The 20067-nt window shown below is 71.7% G+C and carries 11 protein-coding genes; 5 read left to right on the top strand and 6 right to left on the bottom strand.

Annotated elements, in window-relative coordinates:
- Position 1: 1 nt before the first annotated feature.
- Positions 2–1270, bottom strand: coding sequence for an ADP-forming succinate--CoA ligase subunit beta (gene sucC, locus J5X07_RS11905; protein WP_208479943.1), 1269 nt, complete (start codon positions 1268–1270; stop codon positions 2–4).
- Between the two features lie 473 nt (positions 1271–1743).
- Between sucC and J5X07_RS11900 the strand changes: the two genes are divergently transcribed.
- Complete coding sequence (locus J5X07_RS11900) at positions 1744–2322, top strand: MauE/DoxX family redox-associated membrane protein (protein WP_208479942.1); 579 nt, start codon at positions 1744–1746, stop codon at positions 2320–2322.
- A 1085-nt stretch (positions 2323–3407) separates the two neighbouring features.
- Positions 3408–5786: a 6-phosphofructokinase gene (locus J5X07_RS11895; RefSeq protein WP_208479941.1), complete on the top strand. Its 2379-nt coding sequence runs from the start codon at positions 3408–3410 to the stop codon at positions 5784–5786.
- Positions 5787–5895: 109 nt separating this feature from the next.
- Here the strand turns inward: J5X07_RS11895 and J5X07_RS11890 are convergent, their stop codons facing one another.
- From J5X07_RS11890 to J5X07_RS11880, 3 genes are all read right to left on the bottom strand, one after another.
- A complete protein-coding gene (locus J5X07_RS11890) occupies positions 5896–6711 on the bottom strand; it encodes a CPBP family intramembrane glutamic endopeptidase (RefSeq protein ID WP_208479940.1) in 816 nt (271 codons plus the stop codon).
- A 39-nt stretch (positions 6712–6750) separates the two neighbouring features.
- Positions 6751–7314, bottom strand: coding sequence for a PadR family transcriptional regulator (locus J5X07_RS11885; protein ID WP_124933018.1), 564 nt, complete (start codon positions 7312–7314; stop codon positions 6751–6753).
- 125 nt (positions 7315–7439) lie between these two features.
- Complete coding sequence (locus tag J5X07_RS11880; protein WP_208479939.1) at positions 7440–9287, bottom strand: alpha-glucosidase; 1848 nt, start codon at positions 9285–9287, stop codon at positions 7440–7442.
- A gap of 218 nt (positions 9288–9505) precedes the next feature.
- On the opposite strand from J5X07_RS11880, the gene J5X07_RS11875 reads away from it, so the two are divergent.
- From J5X07_RS11875 to J5X07_RS11865, 3 genes are all read left to right on the top strand, one after another.
- The gene (locus tag J5X07_RS11875; protein ID WP_208479938.1) at positions 9506–12058 is read left to right on the top strand and encodes a TIM-barrel domain-containing protein; all 2553 of its coding nucleotides are present in this window, start codon (positions 9506–9508) and stop codon (positions 12056–12058) included.
- Positions 12059–12148: 90 nt separating this feature from the next.
- A complete protein-coding gene (locus tag J5X07_RS11870) occupies positions 12149–14155 on the top strand; it encodes a glycoside hydrolase family 84 protein (protein WP_208479937.1) in 2007 nt (668 codons plus the stop codon).
- A gap of 158 nt (positions 14156–14313) precedes the next feature.
- Positions 14314–14991, top strand: coding sequence for a sugar O-acetyltransferase (locus tag J5X07_RS11865; protein ID WP_124933014.1), 678 nt, complete (start codon positions 14314–14316; stop codon positions 14989–14991).
- Positions 14992–15497: 506 nt separating this feature from the next.
- Here J5X07_RS11865 and J5X07_RS11860 read toward each other — a convergent pair.
- Positions 15498–16547, bottom strand: coding sequence for a CPBP family intramembrane glutamic endopeptidase (locus tag J5X07_RS11860; protein WP_243896812.1), 1050 nt, complete (start codon positions 16545–16547; stop codon positions 15498–15500).
- A gap of 213 nt (positions 16548–16760) precedes the next feature.
- Positions 16761–19754, bottom strand: a complete 2994-nt coding sequence (locus tag J5X07_RS11855) for an ATP-dependent helicase (RefSeq protein ID WP_243896811.1) — start codon at positions 19752–19754, stop codon at positions 16761–16763.
- Positions 19755–20067: the final 313 nt, after the last annotated feature.

Below are 20067 nucleotides of genomic sequence, written 5' to 3'. Positions count from 1 at the left end.
CTCAGGCCTCCTGGGCTGCGGTGGTGGTCGGGGTGGCGGTGCGCGAATGGGCGCCGGCCGCAGCGCCGTCAATCGCGGCAGCATCGGCGGCCGGCTGCTGCTGGGCGATGGCGGTGACGGCGTCGGCGGCGCCGTCCATCGTCTGGGCCATGGTGACGCCCTCGATGGCCGCCCGGGCCAGGATCACGTGGCCGGCCTCGGCGTTGTTGCCGTCCAGGCGCACGACGATGGGCTTGGGCAGCCCGCCCAGGGTCTCCACGGCCGAGACGATCCCCTGGGCGATGGTGTCGCAGGAGGTGATGCCGCCGAAGACGTTGACGAGGATGGCGCGCACCTGCGGGTCGGAGGCCACGACCTCCAGACCGGTGGCCATGACCTCGACCGAGGAGCCCCCGCCCAGGTCCAGGAAGTTGGCGGGGCGCATACCGCCGTGCTCCTGCCCGGCCGCGGCGACGACATCGAGGGTGGACATCACCAGCCCGGCGCCGTTGCCCAGCACGCCGACCTCGCCCTCCAGGCGCACGTAGTTCAGGCCCGCGGCCTTGGCTCGCGCCTCCAGGGGGTCGTCGGCGGCGGCGTCGACGAGTGCCTCGTGCTCGGGGTGGCGGAAGCGGGAGTTGTCATCGAGGGTGACCTTGCCGTCCAGGGCAAGGATGCGGCCGTCGTCGGCGAGCACCAGGGGGTTGACCTCCACCAGGGTGGCGTCCTCGGCGGTGAAGACCTCCCACAGCCGGGTGATGACGGTGGCGACCTGGTCGGCGTCCGGGCCGGGCTCGAAGCCCGCGGCCCGGACGATGCGCTGGGCGACCTGCGGCGTCAGGCCCTCCAGGGGGTCGATGCCGATGCGGGCCAGGGCCTCGGGGCGCTCCTTGGCCAGGGTCTCGATGTCCACGCCGCCCTCGCGCGAGCACATGGCCAGGTACTGGCGCTCGGCGCGGTCCAGCAGGATGGAGAAGTAGTACTCCTGGTCGATGTCGGCGCCCTCGGAGATGAGGACGGTGCGCACGGTGTGGCCCTTGATGTCCATGCCCAGGATGTCCTCGGCCCTCTGACGCGCCTCCTCGGCGCTGCGGGCGAGCTTGACGCCCCCCGCCTTGCCGCGCCCGCCGGTCTTGACCTGCGCCTTGACCACGAGGAGCTCGGCGCCGCCGTCGAGGAGCCGCTGGGCCGCCGCCTCGGCCTCCTGGGGAGTGGCGGCGGTGGCCCCGCCCAGGACGGGGACGCCGTGGGAGCGGAAGAGCTCCCTGGCCTGGTACTCGTACAGATCCATGCGGAATGTCCTCCCGGCGTGCTGACTGCTGCTCGCGACGACGGCCGGCGCTGGCCGGTCGCGCATCCGTGACTGAGCCTAACGTCCCGACGCCGGGCGGGGAGGGAGATGGGACTGCGCGTCGAAGCGGCCGGGGCGCAGACGGCCCGACGGCCGCATGGAGAGCCGCATCGAAGCCACGCGGGCGGCCTGGTAGGAGAAGGCCTGGCAGGAGCAGGAGTGGGCGCCTCGGCGGGTTGCAGGGCGCCTCGCATGGCGCGCCGTCGGATGCGCCGTCGCCGGTGATAGCGGCGGCGATGGGCGAGCACCGTGCGGACACGGCACTGATCGGGTCGACCAGCGACCGGGTTGCAGGAGATCCACAATGACCGTGGCGATGGGTACGCCATTACCTCACACCAATTGGAGATATCCTACAGCATCTCATCACACCCTTGCCTCACTTCGCCGCTGCGACGTAGCCTCAATAACACGTGTTCCGGCCTCCGAAACACCGAGGACTCAAGCATGCACGATCTAGATGCCGCACAGCGATTACTCTGCTTTTTTTAGGTTGCTATTTTGTCTACGCCGGCGCTTCGAAACTAGGTAGCCCAACCCCCTTGTGGGTCGCGATCATGTCCTACCGGATCACCGGCCTGCGCAGTTCGCGCCTGCTCGCGGCAACCATCCCGCCGATCGAGTTCTTCTGCGGCCTACTCCTTGCCTCACAGACATTTCCCGCAGGCAGTGCCAGCATTCTCATCGGCCTTCTCACCATCTTCTCCGCAGGAATGGTCGTCACGATCCTCCGAGGAGAGGCTCCCAGCGACTGCGGATGCGGACCGCGACCATCACCGGTCAGCCCCGCGCTTGTTCTTCGCAACCTCATCCTGATCGCCGCCCTGGCTCCTGGCGTGGTAGCCGATCACCCGCCCCCGCGCATGGACCAGGTGATCGCCACAGCCGTGGTGGCCATCATCGCCGTCGGAGTATCGGTGAGACGACACCAAGCCCTCACCACACAACACACAACACCTAGTCAGAGATCAGGAGGATCATTCACGGACTAGAATGAATAACCTTGACCTGAGCAGACGCGAGTTATCGCCGCATCAGCCAACAACACTTCAGCAACACCAACTACACGAAGGAACGCACAGCATTGAGGAGGAGAATGTCGACACGACGATCCGCACTGAGGACCATTACCACTGCAATGGGCTTAGTTCTTTCTACAACCTGGCCTACCGCTACCGCCGCAGGCAGAGCACCAACCACCCCTTGGCATGACGAACAACTTGCAGACATGCGAGAGGCGTCCATTGAGGAGCAAAATAGAATCATCCCCGACCTGAGGCGCCGAGTTGCAGCCCTTCAGCAGTACTCATCAATGGCTATCAGCGCCCCCGTCGGGGCAACAGTAGGGCTCTCCTCACGAGGGACAACCATTCTCAGGGCAACACTATCAGTTGACAGCAGCACAATATTTCTCATGGTGAAAGAACTGGATCACTCTTTCGAGAGGAGATCCGCCCTGCTCACCTTCGGAACCGACGGAAGCACCTACCTGCAGCGCCTCAATGAGCAGGAGATCGCGTCGGGATGGAATGACGCCCCCATCAAGGTCTCCGGGGAGTGCTGTGGAGAATTCGGAACCCCTCCCGGCACATGCTGCCGATACGACCTTCAAGGACTCTTCGAATGCTGCACCCCGTGTGTGTTCGGCGGCGTCCCTCTAGGAATCGCATGCGTCCTACTCTGGTGCAATTACTGCGCCGTAGCACATTGCAAGGAGTACTACCACCCCTGCTAGCCCGGCGGACGGGCACGCACGGTGCGGACCTCGGCCGCAGATAGAAGGGGTTGTCGGTGCACTGCACCCTCAGCCCCCCGTCACCCGCAGCCGACTCCCGCGATCCGTAGCCAAGTCCCGTCATCCGCGGGGATCGGCAGAGGCCTGTGAACCGGCTCTGGGCAGCCACCACCAGCCGCCCGGCGGGGCAGCACCCGCGTACAGGCCGTATAGGCGCCGCCGCCCCGCCGTCGGCCCCGCGAGCGGAAACCCTCAGCCCGCCGGGGTGGTGACCCCGGCAGGCGGCCGGGGCAGAATAGGGGGCGACGTCTCACCCCGGCACCCCGGAAGGACCCGCCCGCCATGCCCAGCAACGCCGCTCACGACGAGACCACCAACCGCACCGAGCCCACCACCGCACCCGCACAGCCCTCCGATCCAGACCCAGCCCTGCCCGAGGAGCCCGTGCGCATCGGCGTGCTGACCTCCGGGGGCGACGCCCAGGGCATGAACGCCGCCGTGCGCGGCGTCGTGCGCACCGCCCTGCGCCTGGGCGCCAAGCCCTACGCCGTCATGGAGGGGTGGGCCGGCGCCGTCGCCGGAGGGGACGCAATCCGGCCCCTGGCCTGGGACTCGGTCAGCTCCATCCTCCAGCGCGGGGGCACCATCATCGGCACCGCCCGCTCCAAGGAGTTCCGCGAGCGCGACGGGCAGCTGGCCGCCGCCCGCCACCTGCTGGCCCACGGCATCGACCGGCTTGTCGTCATCGGGGGCGACGGGTCCCTCACCGGCACCAACGAGTTCCGCAAGAATTGGCCCTCCCTGCTGGCCGAGCTGGTCGACAACGGCGAGATCCCCCCGGAGACCGCCGCCGCCCACCCCGAGCTCCTGGTCACCGGGATCGTGGGCTCCATCGACAACGACCTGGTGGGCGCCGACATGACCATCGGCACCGACTCGGCCCTGCACCGCATCCTGGAGGCCATCGACGACATCTCCTCCACGGCGGCCTCCCACCAGCGCACCTTCGTGGTGGAGGTCATGGGGCGCCACTGCGGCTACCTGGCGCTCATGGCGGCCGTGGCCGGGGGCTGCGACTACGTCCTGGTCCCCGAGCTCCCCCCGGGCCCGAACTGGGAGGAGGACATGTGCGTGCGGCTCAAGGAGGGCCGCGAGGCCGGGCGCCGGGAGTCCATGGTCATCGTCGCCGAGGGCGCCACCGACCGGGACGGCAAGCGGATCACCGCCGAGGACATCAAGCGGGTCCTGGCCGACCGCCTGGGAGAGGACGCCCGCGTGACCATCCTGGGCCACGTCCAGCGCGGTGGCCGCCCCAGCGCCTACGATCGCTGGATGTCCACGCTCCTGGGCTGCGCGGCGGCCCGGGAGGTCGTCACCATGGGCCCGGGCGCCGAGCCCGTCATCATCGCCGAGCGCCACAACCGCATCCGCCGCCTGCCGATGATGAAGCAGGTCGAGGCCACGCGCACCGTCAAGGACCTCGTGGCCGCCCGCGACTACCTCGCCGCGGTCAAGGCCCGCGGCGGCAGCTTCGAGCAGATGATCGGCGTCTTCGAGACCATGTCCATCCCGCCGCGCCCCCAGGATGAGGCGGCCGCGGGCGCACGTAAGCGGGTGGCGATCCTCCATGCCGGGGGCCTGGCCCCGGGCATGAACACGGCGGCGCGCGCCGCGGTGCGCCTGGGCCTGGACCACGGCTTCACCATGCTGGGCGTCCACGGCGGCTTCCCCGGGCTGCTCGACGGCGAGGTGCGCGAGCTGACCTGGGCCGACGTCGAGGGCTGGGTGGGCGACGGCGGGGCGGCCCTGGGCACCCGCCGCGAGGTCCCCGAGATCGAGCAGCTCTACGCCCTGGGCCGGGAGATCGAGAAGCACGGGATCGACGCCCTGCTCATCATCGGCGGGTTCAACGCCTACCTCAGCGCCCACCGCCTGGTCACCGAGCGCGACCGCTACCCCGCCTTCCGCATCCCGATCGTGTGCGTGCCGGCCTCCATCGACAACAACCTGCCCGGCTCGGAGCTGAGCGTGGGGGCGGACACCGCCCTGAACAACGCGGTGGCCGCGCTGGATGCCATCAAGCTGTCGGCCGCGGCCTCCCACCGGTGCTTCGTGGCCGAGGTGATGGGGCGCAAGTGCGGCTACCTGTCCCTCATGGCGGGCATCGCCACCGGCGCGGAGAAGGTCTACCTCAATGAGGACGGGATCCGACTGGCCGGGCTGGCCGCCGATTCGGAGCGGATGGTGGAGGCCTTCCGCTCCGGGCGCAGCCTCTACCTGGTGGTGCGCAACGAGCGCGCCTCGGAGAACTACACCACCGACGTGCTGGCCCACATCTTCGCCGAGGAGGGCCGCGGCCTGTACGACGTGCGCGAGGCCGTCATCGGACACCTCCAGCAGGGCGGCAGCCCCTCGGCCTTCGACCGCATCCTGGCCACCAAGCTGGTGGCCTACGCCCTGGACCTGCTGGCCAAGGAGCTGGGACGCGACATCCAGGCCGCCTGGTACGTGGGCCTGGTGGGCGGGAAGGTCAGCCACCGGCCCCTGGACCGGATGAATGACGAGCTCGACCTGGCCAAGCGGCGCCCCCGCCACCAGTGGTGGCTGGGCATGCGCGGGGCCATCGACCTGGTGAGCCAGGATGTGGGGGTCCTGCCGATGGACGATGTGCCCGACTTCGGCGAGGCGGTCGACGAGGCTGCCGACCCCGACCGCCCCTGACTCCCCTTTCTTTTCGACAATTTGCATGAGATCGTACTTCTCCGGGCCTGGAGAAGTACGATCTCATGCAAATTGTCGAAGAGTAGGGCGGTGACGTCGTCGCCCCCCCTCATCGAGACGGCTGTGGCAGCCGCCGCTGGTGCCGCAGCGCCAGGCCCGCGCCCAGGATGATCCCGCTGTGGACGACCCCCACGATCGGCGAGAACAGCAGCGCCTCGGGGGTGCTCATCGGCAGCCAGCCGAGGGACAGGGGGACCTGGATGAGGTTGGCGCAGCTGTGGGCGAGCAGGCAGGGCCATACGCTGCGGCCCGCCAGGCGCAGCTCGGTGAGCAGCGGGGCCCAGGCCATGCACAGGGGGATCGCCGCCAGGGCGTAGACGATCCGCGGAACATCCCAGACGGCGCGCATGAGCCCCTCGTCGAGGAGGAACAGGTAGTAGGGCAGGTGCCACAGGCCCCAGACCGCCCCGGAGACGAGCCAGACGGAGACGTCGGGCAGGCCGCGGGCCATGAGCGCGGGGGCGAGGTAGCCCCGCCAGGCGCCCTCCTCCCCGATGTTCTTCATCAGGGTCGGCACCACGGCGGCAGCCACGACCGGCCCGTAGGCGCTCGGGCCCGTGAGGTCGAAGGCCCCGCACGCCCACCCGGCGACCAGGGCGGCGGCGGTGGCGGCCGGGAAGACGGAGAGTGCCACGAGGTGGGCGCTGGGCCGCCCGATCCGCCAGGAGGCGAGGTAGGCGCGCCGCCGCGCGCGATCGGACAGGGCCAGCGCCGCCCCGGCGAGCAGCGGGGTGAGGATCCAGATGAGGGAGGCGGGGGACTCCATGGAATCGGGCATGCCCGCCAGGCGGTTGACGGCCAGGCCCGCCCAGCCTGAGAGCAGGACGATGAGGATGTACAGGGGCAGCGAGAAGCGGGACAGCATGCGCATACTATGCTGTACCAGTATTGGACTTTGCAAGTATCAGGTGGCGACAGCCCGCGCCGCGTCATCCCTCACGGCCTGCCGGGTGCGCTCGATCCACCTCAGCTCTTCCCGCGCCCCGTCGAGGCCATAGCGCAGGGTGGCCATCTTCAGCACGGTGTCGAGGCGCTCTCCGGCGCCATCGATCTCCGTGAGCAGCGTCTGCTCCACCGCCTCGAGCTCCTCCTGGTCCGCGCGGATCATCTGCTCGACCTCATCGAGGAGGGCCAGCACCCCCTCGTGGCCCAGGGACGCGGCGAAGAAGACCCGGGCCAGGAGGGTGTCCTTGTTCTGGCGCGGCTCCAGCGGACTGGTGAGCCAGGCGTCGAGCTCGGCGCGCCCGGCGTCGGTCAGGGAGTGGACGCGGCGGTCGGGGCGCCCGCTCTGGGGGATGACGCGCGTGGAGATCGCACCGTCGGCCTCCAGGCGGCTGATGGTGCGGTAGACCTGCGACTGGTCGGCGTACCAGAAGTGGACGACCGAGCCGGCGAAGGCCCTGCTGATGTCGTAGCCGCTGCGCGGCTCGTCAGCGAGCAGGCCCAGGATCGCGTGCCGGAGCTTCATGCCACCACAGTAGACCAGGGCGGCACCGAGCCCCGCCCGCAACGCACTTTTCGACAATTTGCATGAGATCGTACCTTTCCAGGGCTGGAAAGGTACGATCTCATGCAAATTGTCGAAAGGTTGGGTTAGCGGCGCAGCAGGATCGAGTCCCAGCCGGGCAGTGCCTCGGGCGCACCGGTGCGCCCGGAGCCGGGCCGGGCCTGCGGGTCCCCGGCGCGCAGCAGCACCTCGGCGCCCGACCAGTCGCCGGCCTCCAGGCCCTCGGCGGCCAGCGCCTCCCACAGACCGCCGGGCCCGCTGAGCACCAGCTCCTCCCGTCCGCACTGGGCGATGAGCAGGAGCTGCTCGGCACCCCCCGGGCCGTCGAGCTCGCGCAGGATCACCCAGGCGCTGGGGTGGTCGGCGGCCAGGAGGCGGAAGGCCCCCAGGGCCAGGACGCCCTCGTCATGGCGCAGGGCGATGAGCGCGCGGTAGTGCTCGAACACCGAGCCCGCCACCCCCACCTGGGAGGCGGCGTTGACCTCCCGGTAGTTGGGGGCCACGGCGATCCAGGGCTCACCGGTGGTGAAGCCCGCGTGCTCGGCCTCGGACCAGTGCACGGGGGTGCGGGCATTATCCCGGGAGTTGACCGGCATGGCCGCCAGGAGGGCGTCCGGATCGTCCCCCTGCCCCACGCGCTCGTGGAAGTGGTTGATGGACTCCAGATCCCGGTAGTCGCCGATCCCGTGGAAGACCGTGTTGGTCATGCCCAGCTCCTCGCCCTGGTAGACGTAGGGGGTGCCCCGGTGGGCGTGCAGGACCGAGGCCAGGGTCTTGGCCGAGATCTCGCGCCAGGCCGGGTCGTCGTCGCCGAAGCGCGAGACCGCGCGCGGCTGGTCGTGGTTGTCCCAGTACAGGGAGTTCCAGCCCCGCTCGGCCGGCCCCTGGGCGCCCGGGGCCGGGGCCAGCGCCTCCTGCCAGGAAGCCAGGTTGGTCTTGAGCGCCACCAGGTCCACCGGCACGGGGTCGAACTTGCCTCCCGGCCCGTCGGCCAGGCCCACATGCTCGAACTGGAAGACCATGTCCAGCTCGGAGCGCTCCGGCCCGGTGTACAGCAGGGCCTGGCCGGTGCTGACCCCCGGCATCTCCCCCACGGTCAGGATGTGCCCGGGGCGGGGGGTGAAGACCTCGCGGTGCATCTCGGCCAGGAACTCGTGGATGCGCGGGCCGTTGGCCACCGCATCGAAGCCGGAGCCGTAGAGCTGGCCCTCACCCCGGGGGCGGTCGGCCAGCGGGTAGGTCTTGGAGATGAGGTTGATGACGTCCATGCGGAAGCCGTCCACGCCCCGGTCCAGCCACCAGGTCATCATGCCGTGGACGGCGCGGCGCACCTCGGGGTTCTCCCAGTTGAGGTCGGGCTGCTTGGTGGAGAACAGGTGGAGGTAGAACTCGCCGGTGGCCTCATCCCAGGCCCAGGCCGGCCCGGAGAAGGCCGAGCCCCAGTTGGTGGGCTCGGTGCCCGGCGCCCCGGGCTCCAGGCCCTTAACCTGCCGGGCCGGGCGCCAGATGTACCAGTCCCGCTTGGGGCTGTCCTTGCTGGAGCGGGAGTCGGCGAACCAGGCGTGCTCGTCACTGGTGTGGTTGACCACCAGGTCCATCACCAGGCGCATGCCCCTCTCGTGGAGGCCTGCGATGAGCGCGTCCATGTCCTCCAGGGTGCCGAACATGGGGTCGATGTCCTGGTAGTCGGAGATGTCGTAGCCGTTGTCGTCCTGGGGGGAGCGGTAGACGGGGCTGAGCCAGACGACGTCGACCCCCAGGGCGTCGAGGTAGTCCAGGCGGGAGGTGATGCCGGGGATGTCGCCGTAGCCGTCGCCGTTGGAGTCGGCGAAGGAGCGCGGGTAGACCTGGTAGACCACGGCGTGGCGCCACCAGTCCTCCTGGGTGCCCACGTGCCGGGGGGAGACGACGAGGGATGGTGCCTGGGAGCGCATGGGAGGTCCTTTCCTACGACGGCGGAGGGTGCGATGGGGCTGTGAGCGGCCGGGCTGCCACGCAGGCGGCCAGCGCCATAGTCTGCCAGACCCCGCTGCACATCCTCAGCCCACTGCCGCCGCGCCCAGCCCCACCCGCCCCCCCGGCCCCGCCGGACCGACGATGCGCAGCGGCGGGTCGGATGCGACGAGGCCGGTGCGGTGCCACCCTTGCCCCCATGACCTCTCCGCTCTCCCCGGCCCCCGCCCAGCCGCGCCCCGCACCCGCCCGCCCCGACGCCGTGGTGGCCGGCCCCGCCTTCCGCTTCACCGTGCTCACCAGCCGCCTCATCCGCATGGAGCACTCCCCCACCGGGGTCTTCTGCGATGAGGCCACCCAGCTGGTCCTCGACCGCGACCTGGGCGATCCCGGCCCGTTCCAGGTGGTGCGGGGCGAGGACCGCCTGGAGATCATCACCGAGCACCTGCACCTGACCCACGTGCCCTCCCTGGGCTTCACCCGCTCCGGGCTCAATGTGCGCCTGCGCACCACCACCCTCTCCCCGCACGGCGGCGCCTGGTACCACGGCGACGCCTGGGACCCCCAGGAGGCCTTCCCCACCAACCTGGGCGGGACCACCCGCACCCTCGATGAGGTCGACGGCCGCACGGCCCTGGAGCCGGGACTGCTGGCCCTGACCGGCATCGCCGTCCTGGACGACTCCTCATCCCTGCTGCTCACCCGGGATGAGTGGGTCGAGCCCCGCCAGGGCGGCAACCGCCTCCAGGACGGGGCCCAGGACCTCTACCTCTTCGGCTACGCCCAGGACTACCGCGGGGCCCTGACCGACTTCTTCCGCCTGACCGGACCCACCCCGCTCATCCCCCGGGCCCTGCTGGGCAACTGGTGGAGCCGCTACCACGCCTACAGCGACCAGGAGTACCTGGCACTCATGGACCGCTTCGCCGCGGAGGACCTGCCCTTGTCCGTGGCGGTCATCGACATGGACTGGCACCTGGTGGACATCGACCCGGCCATCGGCACGGGCTGGACGGGCTACACCTGGAACCGCGAGCTCTTCCCCGACCCGCCCGCCTTCCTGGAGGCCCTCCACCGGCGCGGCATGCTGGTCTCCCTCAACGTCCACCCGGCCCAGGGCATCCGGCGCCACGAGGAGGCCTACGAGGCGGTGTGCTCCGACCTGGGCCTGGAGGCCTCCCAGGGGGCGGATGTGCCCTTCAGCGTCGGGGACCGCGACTTCGTGGGGTCCTACCTCTCGCGCATCCACCACGTCCTGGAGGATCAGGGCGTGGACTTCTGGTGGCTGGACTGGCAGCAGGGCGGCACGACGACGATCCCCGGCCTGGACCCGCTGTGGATGCTCAACCACATCCATCACCTGGACTCCGGACGCGAGCGCGGCCCCGCCCCGGCCGCCGACGGGGAGCAGGCGGGCGGCGGCCGGGGCGGGAGTCGCCGTCGCCCGGTGACCTTCTCGCGCTTCGCCGACGCCTCCAGCCACCGCACCCCGGTGGGCTTCTCCGGGGACACCATCACCACCTGGGACTCCCTGCGCTTCCAGCCGGAGTTCACGGCCACGGCCGCGAATATCGGCTACTACTGGTGGTCCAATGACATCGGCGGTCACATGTTCGGGGTGAGGGACGACGAGATGGCGGCCCGGTGGGTGCAGCTGGGCTGCTTCTCGCCGATCAACCGCCTGCACTCGACCCGCTCGGTGTTCAACTCCAAGGAGCCCTGGCGCTACTCGCGCGATGCGCGGGCCACGATGGAGGCCCATCTGCGGCTGCGCCATCGCCTGGTGCCCTACCTGTACACCTGGGCCCGGCGGGCGGCGGGCGAGGGGGTGGGCCCGGTGCGCCCGCTCTACCACGACCACCCCTCCCAGGAGGGCGCCTACGCCTACCGGCGGACCTTCCTGTTCGGCGACCTGCTGGTGGTGCCCATGACCTCCCCGCTCGACGGGGCCACGGGCCTGGGCCGCGAGACCGCCTGGCTGCCCGAGGGCACCTGGTACGACCTGCCCACGGGCAGGCGCTACGAGGCAGGGCCCGCGGGCCGCGCCCTGAGCCTGTCCCGGCCCCTGGACCGCCTCCCGGTCCTGGCGCGGGCGGGCTCGATCATCCCCCTGGCCGGGAGCCTGTCGGAGGCCGCCGGGGACAACCCGCGCGAGCTGGAGATCGTGGTGGTGCCCGGCGGCGACGGCGTCTTCGTGCTGGAGGAGGACGACGGCTCGGCCGACCCCGGGCCCCAGCAGACGGCCCGCACGGTCCTGGAGGTGGAATGGCCCGAGGGCCGGCAGGGCCGCCCGCGGGACGAGGGCGGCCGGGCGCGGCTGCGCATCCGCCTGGAGGGGGCCGGGCAGGTGGCGCCCCAGGCCCGGCGCCTGCGCGTGAGGCTGCTGTCGGCTGAGTGCTCGGGCGCATCGCTGGAGGTGGGGGCCTCGGGCCGGCGCCGCGGGCTGAGCCCCCGGAGCGTGGCCTCCGACGGCTTCACCCTGGGGGCGGGCGCGCTCATCGACCTGGGCGAGCTCAGCCGCCAGGAGCTGGTCGACGGCGCCGAGCTGGTCCTGGAGGGCGTCGTCGAGGCGCCGGCCGACTGGCGCAGCGAGCTCTACGGGATCCTGGAGCCGGCGCGCCTGCCCTACCTGGCCAAGGACCAGGCCTGGGCGGCGGTGGAGCGCGGGCTCAGCGGCACCGCGCTGCTGGCAGAGATGGAGACCCTGGGGCTTCCCGAGGGGCTGCGCAGCGCGGTCACCGAGCTGTGGTGAGGCGCGGCGGGCCCGGCCGCCGTGTCGCAAAGTTGTCGCAAGACCCCGTTCGACCTGCGGTTCTGCCTGGTCAGCGGGACAATGCCGTCCATGTCATTCACGCAACGGATGAGATCCCATCCCTTGGGCCCGCGCGCAGCGGGCACCCACCAGTCCACCGTCCGCCTCACACTCCTGTCCTGCATCCTCCTGGGCGCCCTGATCATGGCCCTCCTGGCCCGCCCACCGGTGGCCCTGGCCGACCAGGCCCCCGAGGACAGCCCCGTCCTGCTGCCGGTCCCCCAGTCCGTGGCCTGGCAGGGCCCGGCGGTCCCGCTGACCGGCAGTGTCGAGATCGTCACCCTCGGCCGTGACGCGGGGGACGACGACGTCGCCGCGGTCCGGGAGCTGGTCACCGATGCCGGCGGCACCGTGGCCGCCTCGGGCGCCAAGGCCTCGGCCCGCATCGTGCTGGGCAGCGCGGACGCCGACCTCAGCGCCTGGCTTCCGGCCTCCCAGAGCGTGCCCGAGCAGGCCGAGGGCTACCTGCTGGCCACGATGGACAGGGGCGTGCCCACCGCGGTCCTCCTGGGCCGCGACGCCGATGGCCTGTTCCACGCCACCACGGTCCTGGGCCAGCTCATCGAGGAGGGCGCCATCACCGGCGCACAGGTGCGGGACTGGCCCACGATGGCGGTGCGCGGCGTCGTCGAGGGCTTCTACGGCCCGCCCTGGAGCCACCAGGCCCGCCTGGACACGATCTCCTACATGGGCACCCAGCGCATGAACACCTACATCTACACCCCCAAGGACGACCCCTACCTGCGCAAGAACTGGCGCGAGCCCTACCCGGCCGGCGAGCTCGGGCGGATGGAGGAGCTGTCCCGGGCGGCGCAGGAGGCGCATGTGGACCTGGTGGTCGCCCTGTCTCCCGGGGACTCCATCTGCTACACCTCCCAGGAGGACTACGAGGCAGCGGTGGCGGTCCTCGAGCAGCTGCGCGGTATCGGTATCACCAGCTTCTACCTGGCCTTCGACGACCTGCTGGGGGGCGATGGCCTGCCGGCGCCCCTCTGCGAGTCCGACACGGCCCAGTTCGGCCAGGACCGGCTGGTGGCCCTGGCCGGGGCCCAGGCCCACTTCCTCAACCGGGTCCAGAACGAGTACATCCGGCCCCATGGCCTGCCCGACCTGTGGACGGTGCCCACCCACTACGTCGGCATGGAGGCCACCCCCTACATCACGGCCTTCGGCTCCGCCCTGGATGACAGCATCCGGGTCCAGTGGACCGGGCGCGCCGTGGTCACCGACTCCATCACCACCGCCCAGGCGGCCCAGGCCAAGAAGAACTACGACACCTCGAGCATGGTGATCTGGGACAACTTCCCGGCCAATGACGGGGAGAATCAGGCGCGCCTGTTCCTGGGGGCGATGCCCGCCCGCAGCACCGACCTGAGCAGCGCCGTCGCCGGCATCACGATCAACCCGATGATCCAGCCCTATGCCTCGCGCCTGGCCATGGCCGACTACGCCGGCTACTCCTGGAACCCCGCGGCGCACAGCCCCCAAGCGGCGCGCGATGCCGCGATCGCGGACATCGTGGGCGACAGCTCCGGGGCGACCTGGGAGACGATGCAGGCCTTCGTCGACGTCCAGGAGCAGTGGGAGTACTCCGGCTGGAAGCCCACGGACGCCTGGGGCGACATCTACCGGTTCATCTGGGCCTCGCAGGGCCAGGATGACGCGGACCTCACGGCCAGGGCCACGGTGCTGCGCGCACGCCTCCAGCTGCTGAGCACCGCCCCCACCACGCTGGCCTCGGTGGAGGAGGAGGGCTTCTACACCGACGCCAAGCCGTGGATCGAGGTGACCTCGCAATGGGCCAAGGCCGACCTGGCCGCCATCGACCTCATCCTGGCGCTGCGCCGGGGTGACGAGGCCGCCGCCCAGAAGGCCCACGACACGATGGAGGCCATGGTCGCCGCGACCGCCACGGGGCGCGTGGACTCCCTCGATGAGCAGGGCAATGCGGTGGCCAACGCCGTGACTCCCAAGGTCGGCGAGAACGCCATGGGCGAGCTGGTGGACGAGGCGCGCAAGGCCTGGAGGAACCGCTAGCGGGTTGCGCGAGCGGCGAGCGCAGGCCTCCAAGCGAGCGCAGGGCGCAGAAGGCGAGTGCGGGGTGCAGAATGCGAGTGCGGGGCGCTCGCCATGTGCACCCCGCACTCGCATTCCAGATCTCGGCCACTGCGGCGTCGGCCCTGTACGTTCGGGTCATGAGCGATCCCAGCAGCACGCCCACCGCCCAGAGCCGCAACGAGCAGCCCGCCGCCTCCGCCTTCCCCGAGGCCGAGCCCTACTTCGAGGGCGATACCCGCACCAACCGCGAGCGCATGCTGGCCGGGGACTGGTACGTCGCCGATGACCCGGACAGCGCCCGGATCGCGGCGCACGCCCGCCGGGCGCTGCACGACTTCGAGGGAGCCTTCGCCCGCGGTGAGGAGGACTGCTGGGCGCTGCTGCGCTCGGCGATCCCCGACCTGGGCGAGGGGGCCCGGCTGCTGCCTCCGGTGCGGGTGGACTACGGGGACAACATCACCGTGGGTGAGGGCACCTTCGTCAACTATGGGCTGGTGGCCCTGGACGTGGCACGCATCACCATCGGGGCCCACTGCCAGATCGGGCCGAATGTCCAGCTGCTCACCCCGGTCCACCCCCTGGAGCCGTCGCCGCGCCGGGCCGGGCTGGAGTCGGCCGACCCGATCGTGCTGGAGGACAATGTGTGGCTGGGAGGCGGGGTGATCGTGTGCCCGGGGGTGACCATCGGGGAGGGCTCCGTGGTGGGCGCGGGCTCGGTGGTCACCAAGGACATCCCGCCCTACAGCCTGGCTGTGGGCAACCCGGCCCGGGTCATCCGGTCCCTGGAGGACTCGCCCCTCGCCCCGCGCCACTGAGGCGCCGAAGCCGTCCTCCCCAGCGCCACCGGCGAGGGAGCAAATCTGAGCATCGCTTCCACGCCGCGCCGACGTCCTCCCCAGCGCCACCGGCGAGGGATCCGAATCATGCGGCCCCCGGTGCCCCTCCACGGCCCGGCCTCTGTCGCAACAGCTCCGGGCGCCCCGCGCCTCCCGCGCCCCGGGGCCGGGCCAGCTCCTGGCCGAGCGGGCCCGTGCCCCTGCACCTCCCGTGCCCCTTGCACATCTTCACGGCAGTCTCGCTGCTCCAGCACACAGGAATCCGCGGGATGCCGCCAATCGACTGGTGGGGCTCGCGCTGAAGATGTGCAGCGCCGGGCCCGCTGCACATCTTCAGCCCCTGCCGGGCGGGCAGCACTGGGCCATTCCGCAGCATTCCGCGGCTCTCATGCCCGTCACGGCTCTGAAGATGTGCAGCACCCCTGTGGGACGGGCCCGACCGCCGGTGGGCACGGCAGGCCAGCGGGCCCCGCCGGTGCGCCTGGTCAGCGGGGCCGCCCGGTGGGACCGGCACCCTCCGCGGCCCGGTGCCTGCGGCGCCACAGGGGTGCGACGATGAGGCCGCGGCGCCGCACCTCCACCATCATCGCCACCCCGACAGCGGTGCACAGCAGCACCGCGACGAGGGACCCCTCCAGCCCCATCGGCCCTCCGGTGAGCAGGTCGGGACCGGGGAAGCCGGCCTCGATGAGGCCGCGGCCGCTGCCCGTCCCGGAGATGTCGGAGCCGAAGACACCGCCCTGGACGGAGTTCCAGGCCAGGTGCACTCCGATGGCCAGCCACAGGCGGCGGGTGAGCAGGTAGCAGGCCCCCAGCAGGATGCCCGCCTCCAGGGCGATGGCCACGGCGCCCAGGACTGTGGCCTCGGCGTTGCCCAGGTGGCCGGCGCCGAAGAGGGCGGCGGTCATCCCCAGCGCCCACCAGGTGCCCAACCAGTCCTCCAGCAGGCGCAGCAGGAGGCCGCGCGAGAGGATCTCCTCCGCGACACCGGCTGAGATGCCTGAGGCCAGTCCCAGGACGATGCCCTCGTCCCAGCCCACGCTGTGGATCCGGTAGGCGCCCGCCAGGGCGAGGACGGCAACGACGGCGCTGATGAGCGCTGCCCCGATGGCCAGTCCCACGCCCAGCTCCCGCCAGGCGCCGCCCTGGCCGATCTCAACGACGTCCCGGCGCCCTGTGAGACGGATGAGGCACCAGTAGGCCCCCAGTGCCACCGCAGCGATGACGAGGGCACCGCTGAGCGGGGCCAGGCCGCGGCTGTCGGGGCCTGCGGCGACAGCGACCAGCCCCTGAGCCAGTCCGCCGAGGACCTGGGCGATGAGGATCAGGGCGATGCCGAGAAGGAGCTGGAGCCAGCCGAGTCGCTCGGCGCGAGGGCCCGGCCTCCGCCATGCCGGGGCCGTGGGCAGGAGCCGGCGCAGGCGGCCGGCCCCCGGGCGCCCGGCGCCGACCCCGCCCATGGCATCCGCTGCGCCGTCGGCTTGACTGATGGTGGTGCCGGCCTCCGCACTGCCGCGGTCATGGTGCGCGCTCATTGCCCCAGTATCCTTCCGAGTCCCGGCCCCGGGCTCCTCCCCGGGGCCGATCCTGGGTCCACCGCCATGCTCGGATCCCGGCTCCGTCGTCAGGCGCACGATGGGCCTCGGTTCGCGAATCGGGCGTCACCCCGCGGAAAGGACGACACCGAGAAGGTGCGTCCATCCCGGGAGGCGACGCCGCTTCCGCCAACCGGCGCTCCTTCAGGCGCCTCAGACCTTGGTGACGGGGGCGTAGCGCAGCATGAGGCGCTTGGTGGCGGGGGCGCCGTCAATGGTGAACTCGACGCGGGCGGTCAGGGACCGGCCCCGGCCCTCCAGGCCGACGACGGTGCCGGTGCCGTAGGAGTCGTGAAGGACCGCGTCCCCGACCCGGATCCCGGCCACCGAGGCGGGCAGCCCCTCCCCCGCGACCGCCTCTGACGCGCTGCTGGAGTCCTCGCTGCGCCCCGCACTGCCGTCCAGGCGCACAGGCCCGCCTCGCTCGGACAGGCGCTTGGCGCGGCGGGCCTCGGCCCGGTCCTTGGGCGTCTCGACCCGCCCCAGCCTGCCGGTGCGCCGGGTACCGGCGCCTACAGGCGGGGCGAAGTCGTCGTCGTCGCGGTCACCGGAGCGGGCTGGGCCGCGCTCCCCGCGCCGCGCCCCCGAGCCCAGGCCGCCCTCGCCCCAGGACCCGCCCCAGCCGGTGCCGCCCCCGCGCAAGGCCTCCATGGAGGAGGCCAGGCGCCTCCACTCCATGGTCTGGGCGGGGATGTCGTCGAGGAACCGGGAGGCGGGCATGGCGTTGGCCGCGCCCCAGGCCGAGCGCACCGCCGCCCGGGTGAGGTAGAGGCGCTCGCGGGCACGGGTGAGGGCCACATAGGCCAGGCGCCGCTCCTCAGCGAGGTCCTCGTCCTCGGCCATGGCCCGGATGTGGGGGAAGGTGCCGTCCTCCATGCCGGTGACGAAGACGACCGGGAACTCCAGGCCCTTGGCGGTGTGCACGGTCATGAGGGTGATCTGGCCCTGCTCCTGGCCCTCGGCATCGGCGTCGGGCAGCTGGTCGGAGTCGGCCACCAAGGAGACGCGCTCCAGGAAGTCCGCCAGGGTGCCGCCGGGGTTGGCGGCCTGGAAGTCGGAGGCCACGGAGTGAAGCTCGGCGAGGTTCTCCACGCGGGTGGCGTCCTGGGGGTCGTCGCTGGCGCGCAGCTCGGCCAGGTAGCCCGAGGCGTCCAGGGCGGCGTCGAGGATGTCGGCCACGCCGTCGCCGGCGGCCAGCATGTGGCGCAGGGTGGTGAGCAGCTCGTGGAAGCCGCGCACCTGGTTGCGGGCCCGGGTGGTCAGGCCCTCGACGGCGGGGGGTTCGACGGCTCCGCCGCCCGCCTCAGCCGGGCCCCCCGGGCTCCCCGGATCCTCGCGCAGGGCGCCGGCGGCGTCGGCGATGGCCAGGCCGAAGGAGATGCCGTGGCGCGTGGCGTGCTCGGCCAGGGCGGCCTCGGCCTTGTCCCCCAGGCCGCGCTTGGGCACGTTGAGGATGCGGCGCAGGTTGACGTCGTCGTCGGGGTTGTCCACGGCGCGCAGGTAGGCGATGGCGTCCTTGATCTCACGCCGCTCGTAGAAGCGGGTGCCGCCGACGACCTTGTAGGGCTGCCCGGAGCGGATGAAGACCTCCTCCAGGGCGCGGGACTGGGCGTTGGTGCGGTAGAACACGGCGATGTCGGCGGGCCGCAGCCCGTGCTCGTCGGACAGGCGGTCGATCTCCTGGCTGATCCAGCGGGCCTCGTCGTGCTCGGAGTCGGCCACGTAGCCCACGACGGGCTCGCCCTGGCCGGAGTCGGTCCACAGGTTCTTGGCGCGCCGCCCGGCGTTGCGGGCGATGACGGCGTTGGCGGCGGTGAGGATGTTCTGGGTGGAGCGGTAGTTCTGCTCCAGCAGGATGGTCTCGGCGGTGGGGTAGTCCTCCTCGAACTCCTCGATGTTGCGGATGGTGGCGCCGCGGAAGGCGTAGATGGACTGGTCGGAGTCGCCCACGACGGTCAGCTCCCCGGGGGCCGGCCCGCCCCCCGCGGGGCCGGCATCCCAGGTGGTGGCCGCCCCGGTGGTGCCCGCGCCGCCGACGAGCTCGCGCACGAGCACGTACTGGGCGTGGTTGGTGTCCTGGTACTCGTCGACCAGGATGTGGCGGAAGCGGCGCCGGTACATCTCGGCCACGGCGGGCCTGGTCTGGAGGAGCTGGACGGTGCGCATGATGATGTCGTCGAAGTCCAGGGCGTTGGCCGCGGCCAGGCGCGCGGCGTAGGCGGGGTAGACCTCGGCCAGGTGGCGCTCCAGGGGGTTGGAGGCCACGGCCCGCTCGGCGAACCGGGCGGGGGTGATGAGCTCGTTCTTCAGATCCGAGATCCGGTGGGCGAAGGTCTTGGGGGTGAACCGCTTGGGGTCGATGCCCAGCTCGCGCACGATGAGGGTGATGAGGCGGGTGGAGTCGGCGGCGTCGTAGATGGAGAAGGTGGAGCGAAGGCCGGCTGCCTCGTGCTCGCGCCGCAGGATCCGCACGCAGGCGGAGTGGAAGGTGGAGACCCACATGCGCTGCCCCGCCGGGCCCACCAGGGCGGTGACGCGCTCGCGCATCTCGGCGGCCGCCTTGTTGGTGAAGGTGATGGCCAGGATCTCCCCGGGGCGGGCGCGGCCGGTGGCGATGAGGTGGGCGATGCGGTGGGTGAGCACGCGCGTCTTGCCCGAGCCGGCGCCGGCGATGATGAGCAGGGGCGAGCCCGCGTGGGTGACCGCCTGGGCCTGGGCGGGGTTGAGGCCGCTGACCAGCTCCGCGGGGTCGGCCACGCTCACCCCCCAGGGGGCGCCCGGGTGGGGCGACGGCGGGGCGCCCGTAGCGGTGCCGCCGGCACCGGCCGCCTGGCCCCGCGGCTGCCCGTCCTGGCGGGCCCGGGCAGCAGCGGCGTTGGCCTGGGCCCGGGCCACGAGGGCGGCGACCTCGTCCTGGCGCTCCTGCCAGGTGGGGGCCACGGCCTCCTCGTCCTCGGGTGCGGGCGGCTCCTCGGGCCCCCAGTCCTCGTCGGGGGCCTCGACCTGAGCCCAGGAGTCGTCCTCCCTGGCATCGGAGGGGCCCCCGCTGGGGGCCAGGGCGGGCAGGGACGCCCCGGAGGGCGGCTGGGGGCGGTTGCCGCCGGGCATGGACAGGCCACCGAAGAGGGTGTTCATCGCGTTACTCATGGCACGCCAAGCCTAGGTCAGGGCACCGGCATCATCACACCGCGGCGCTCCCCGCCCGTTGCACATCTTCAACTGGGCCAACGACGCAATCATGCGGGAAAGTCGGGACTGGGGGCTCCGTGAGGCCCTGAAGATGTGCAACGACGGCGGCGCTGCACATCTTCAGCCGCGGCGGCTACGCGAGCATGCCGAGAAGTCGGGGTTGGGAGCGCCATCGGGGCGCGAAGATGTGCAACTCCGGGGAGGGCACCATGATTGACAGCATGCTGTCAATGAACCTATGGTGGCAGCACCCCGCAGCCGCCCACTGAGG

It is taken from the genome of Actinomyces bowdenii (assembly GCF_017592395.1).
Classification (GTDB): Bacteria; Actinomycetota; Actinomycetes; order Actinomycetales; family Actinomycetaceae; genus Actinomyces; species Actinomyces bowdenii.
Note: the sequence above shows the minus strand (reverse complement) of the source record. Positions and strands in the feature narration are given on the sequence as shown.

Coding starts and splice junctions, on each gene's coding strand:
- J5X07_RS11865 (WP_124933014.1), top strand. CDS start 14,314: ATGAGCGATCCCAGCAGCACGCCCACCGCCCAGAGCCGCAACGAGCAG.
- J5X07_RS11870 (WP_208479937.1), top strand. CDS start 12,149: ATGTCATTCACGCAACGGATGAGATCCCATCCCTTGGGCCCGCGCGCA.
- J5X07_RS11885 (WP_124933018.1), bottom strand. CDS start 7,314: ATGAAGCTCCGGCACGCGATCCTGGGCCTGCTCGCTGACGAGCCGCGC.
- J5X07_RS11895 (WP_208479941.1), top strand. CDS start 3,408: ATGCCCAGCAACGCCGCTCACGACGAGACCACCAACCGCACCGAGCCC.
- J5X07_RS11875 (WP_208479938.1), top strand. CDS start 9,506: ATGACCTCTCCGCTCTCCCCGGCCCCCGCCCAGCCGCGCCCCGCACCC.
- J5X07_RS11860 (WP_243896812.1), bottom strand. CDS start 16,547: ATGAGCGCGCACCATGACCGCGGCAGTGCGGAGGCCGGCACCACCATC.
- J5X07_RS11855 (WP_243896811.1), bottom strand. CDS start 19,754: ATGAGTAACGCGATGAACACCCTCTTCGGTGGCCTGTCCATGCCCGGC.
- J5X07_RS11880 (WP_208479939.1), bottom strand. CDS start 9,287: ATGCGCTCCCAGGCACCATCCCTCGTCGTCTCCCCCCGGCACGTGGGC.
- J5X07_RS11890 (WP_208479940.1), bottom strand. CDS start 6,711: ATGCTGTCCCGCTTCTCGCTGCCCCTGTACATCCTCATCGTCCTGCTC.
- sucC (WP_208479943.1), bottom strand. CDS start 1,270: ATGGATCTGTACGAGTACCAGGCCAGGGAGCTCTTCCGCTCCCACGGC.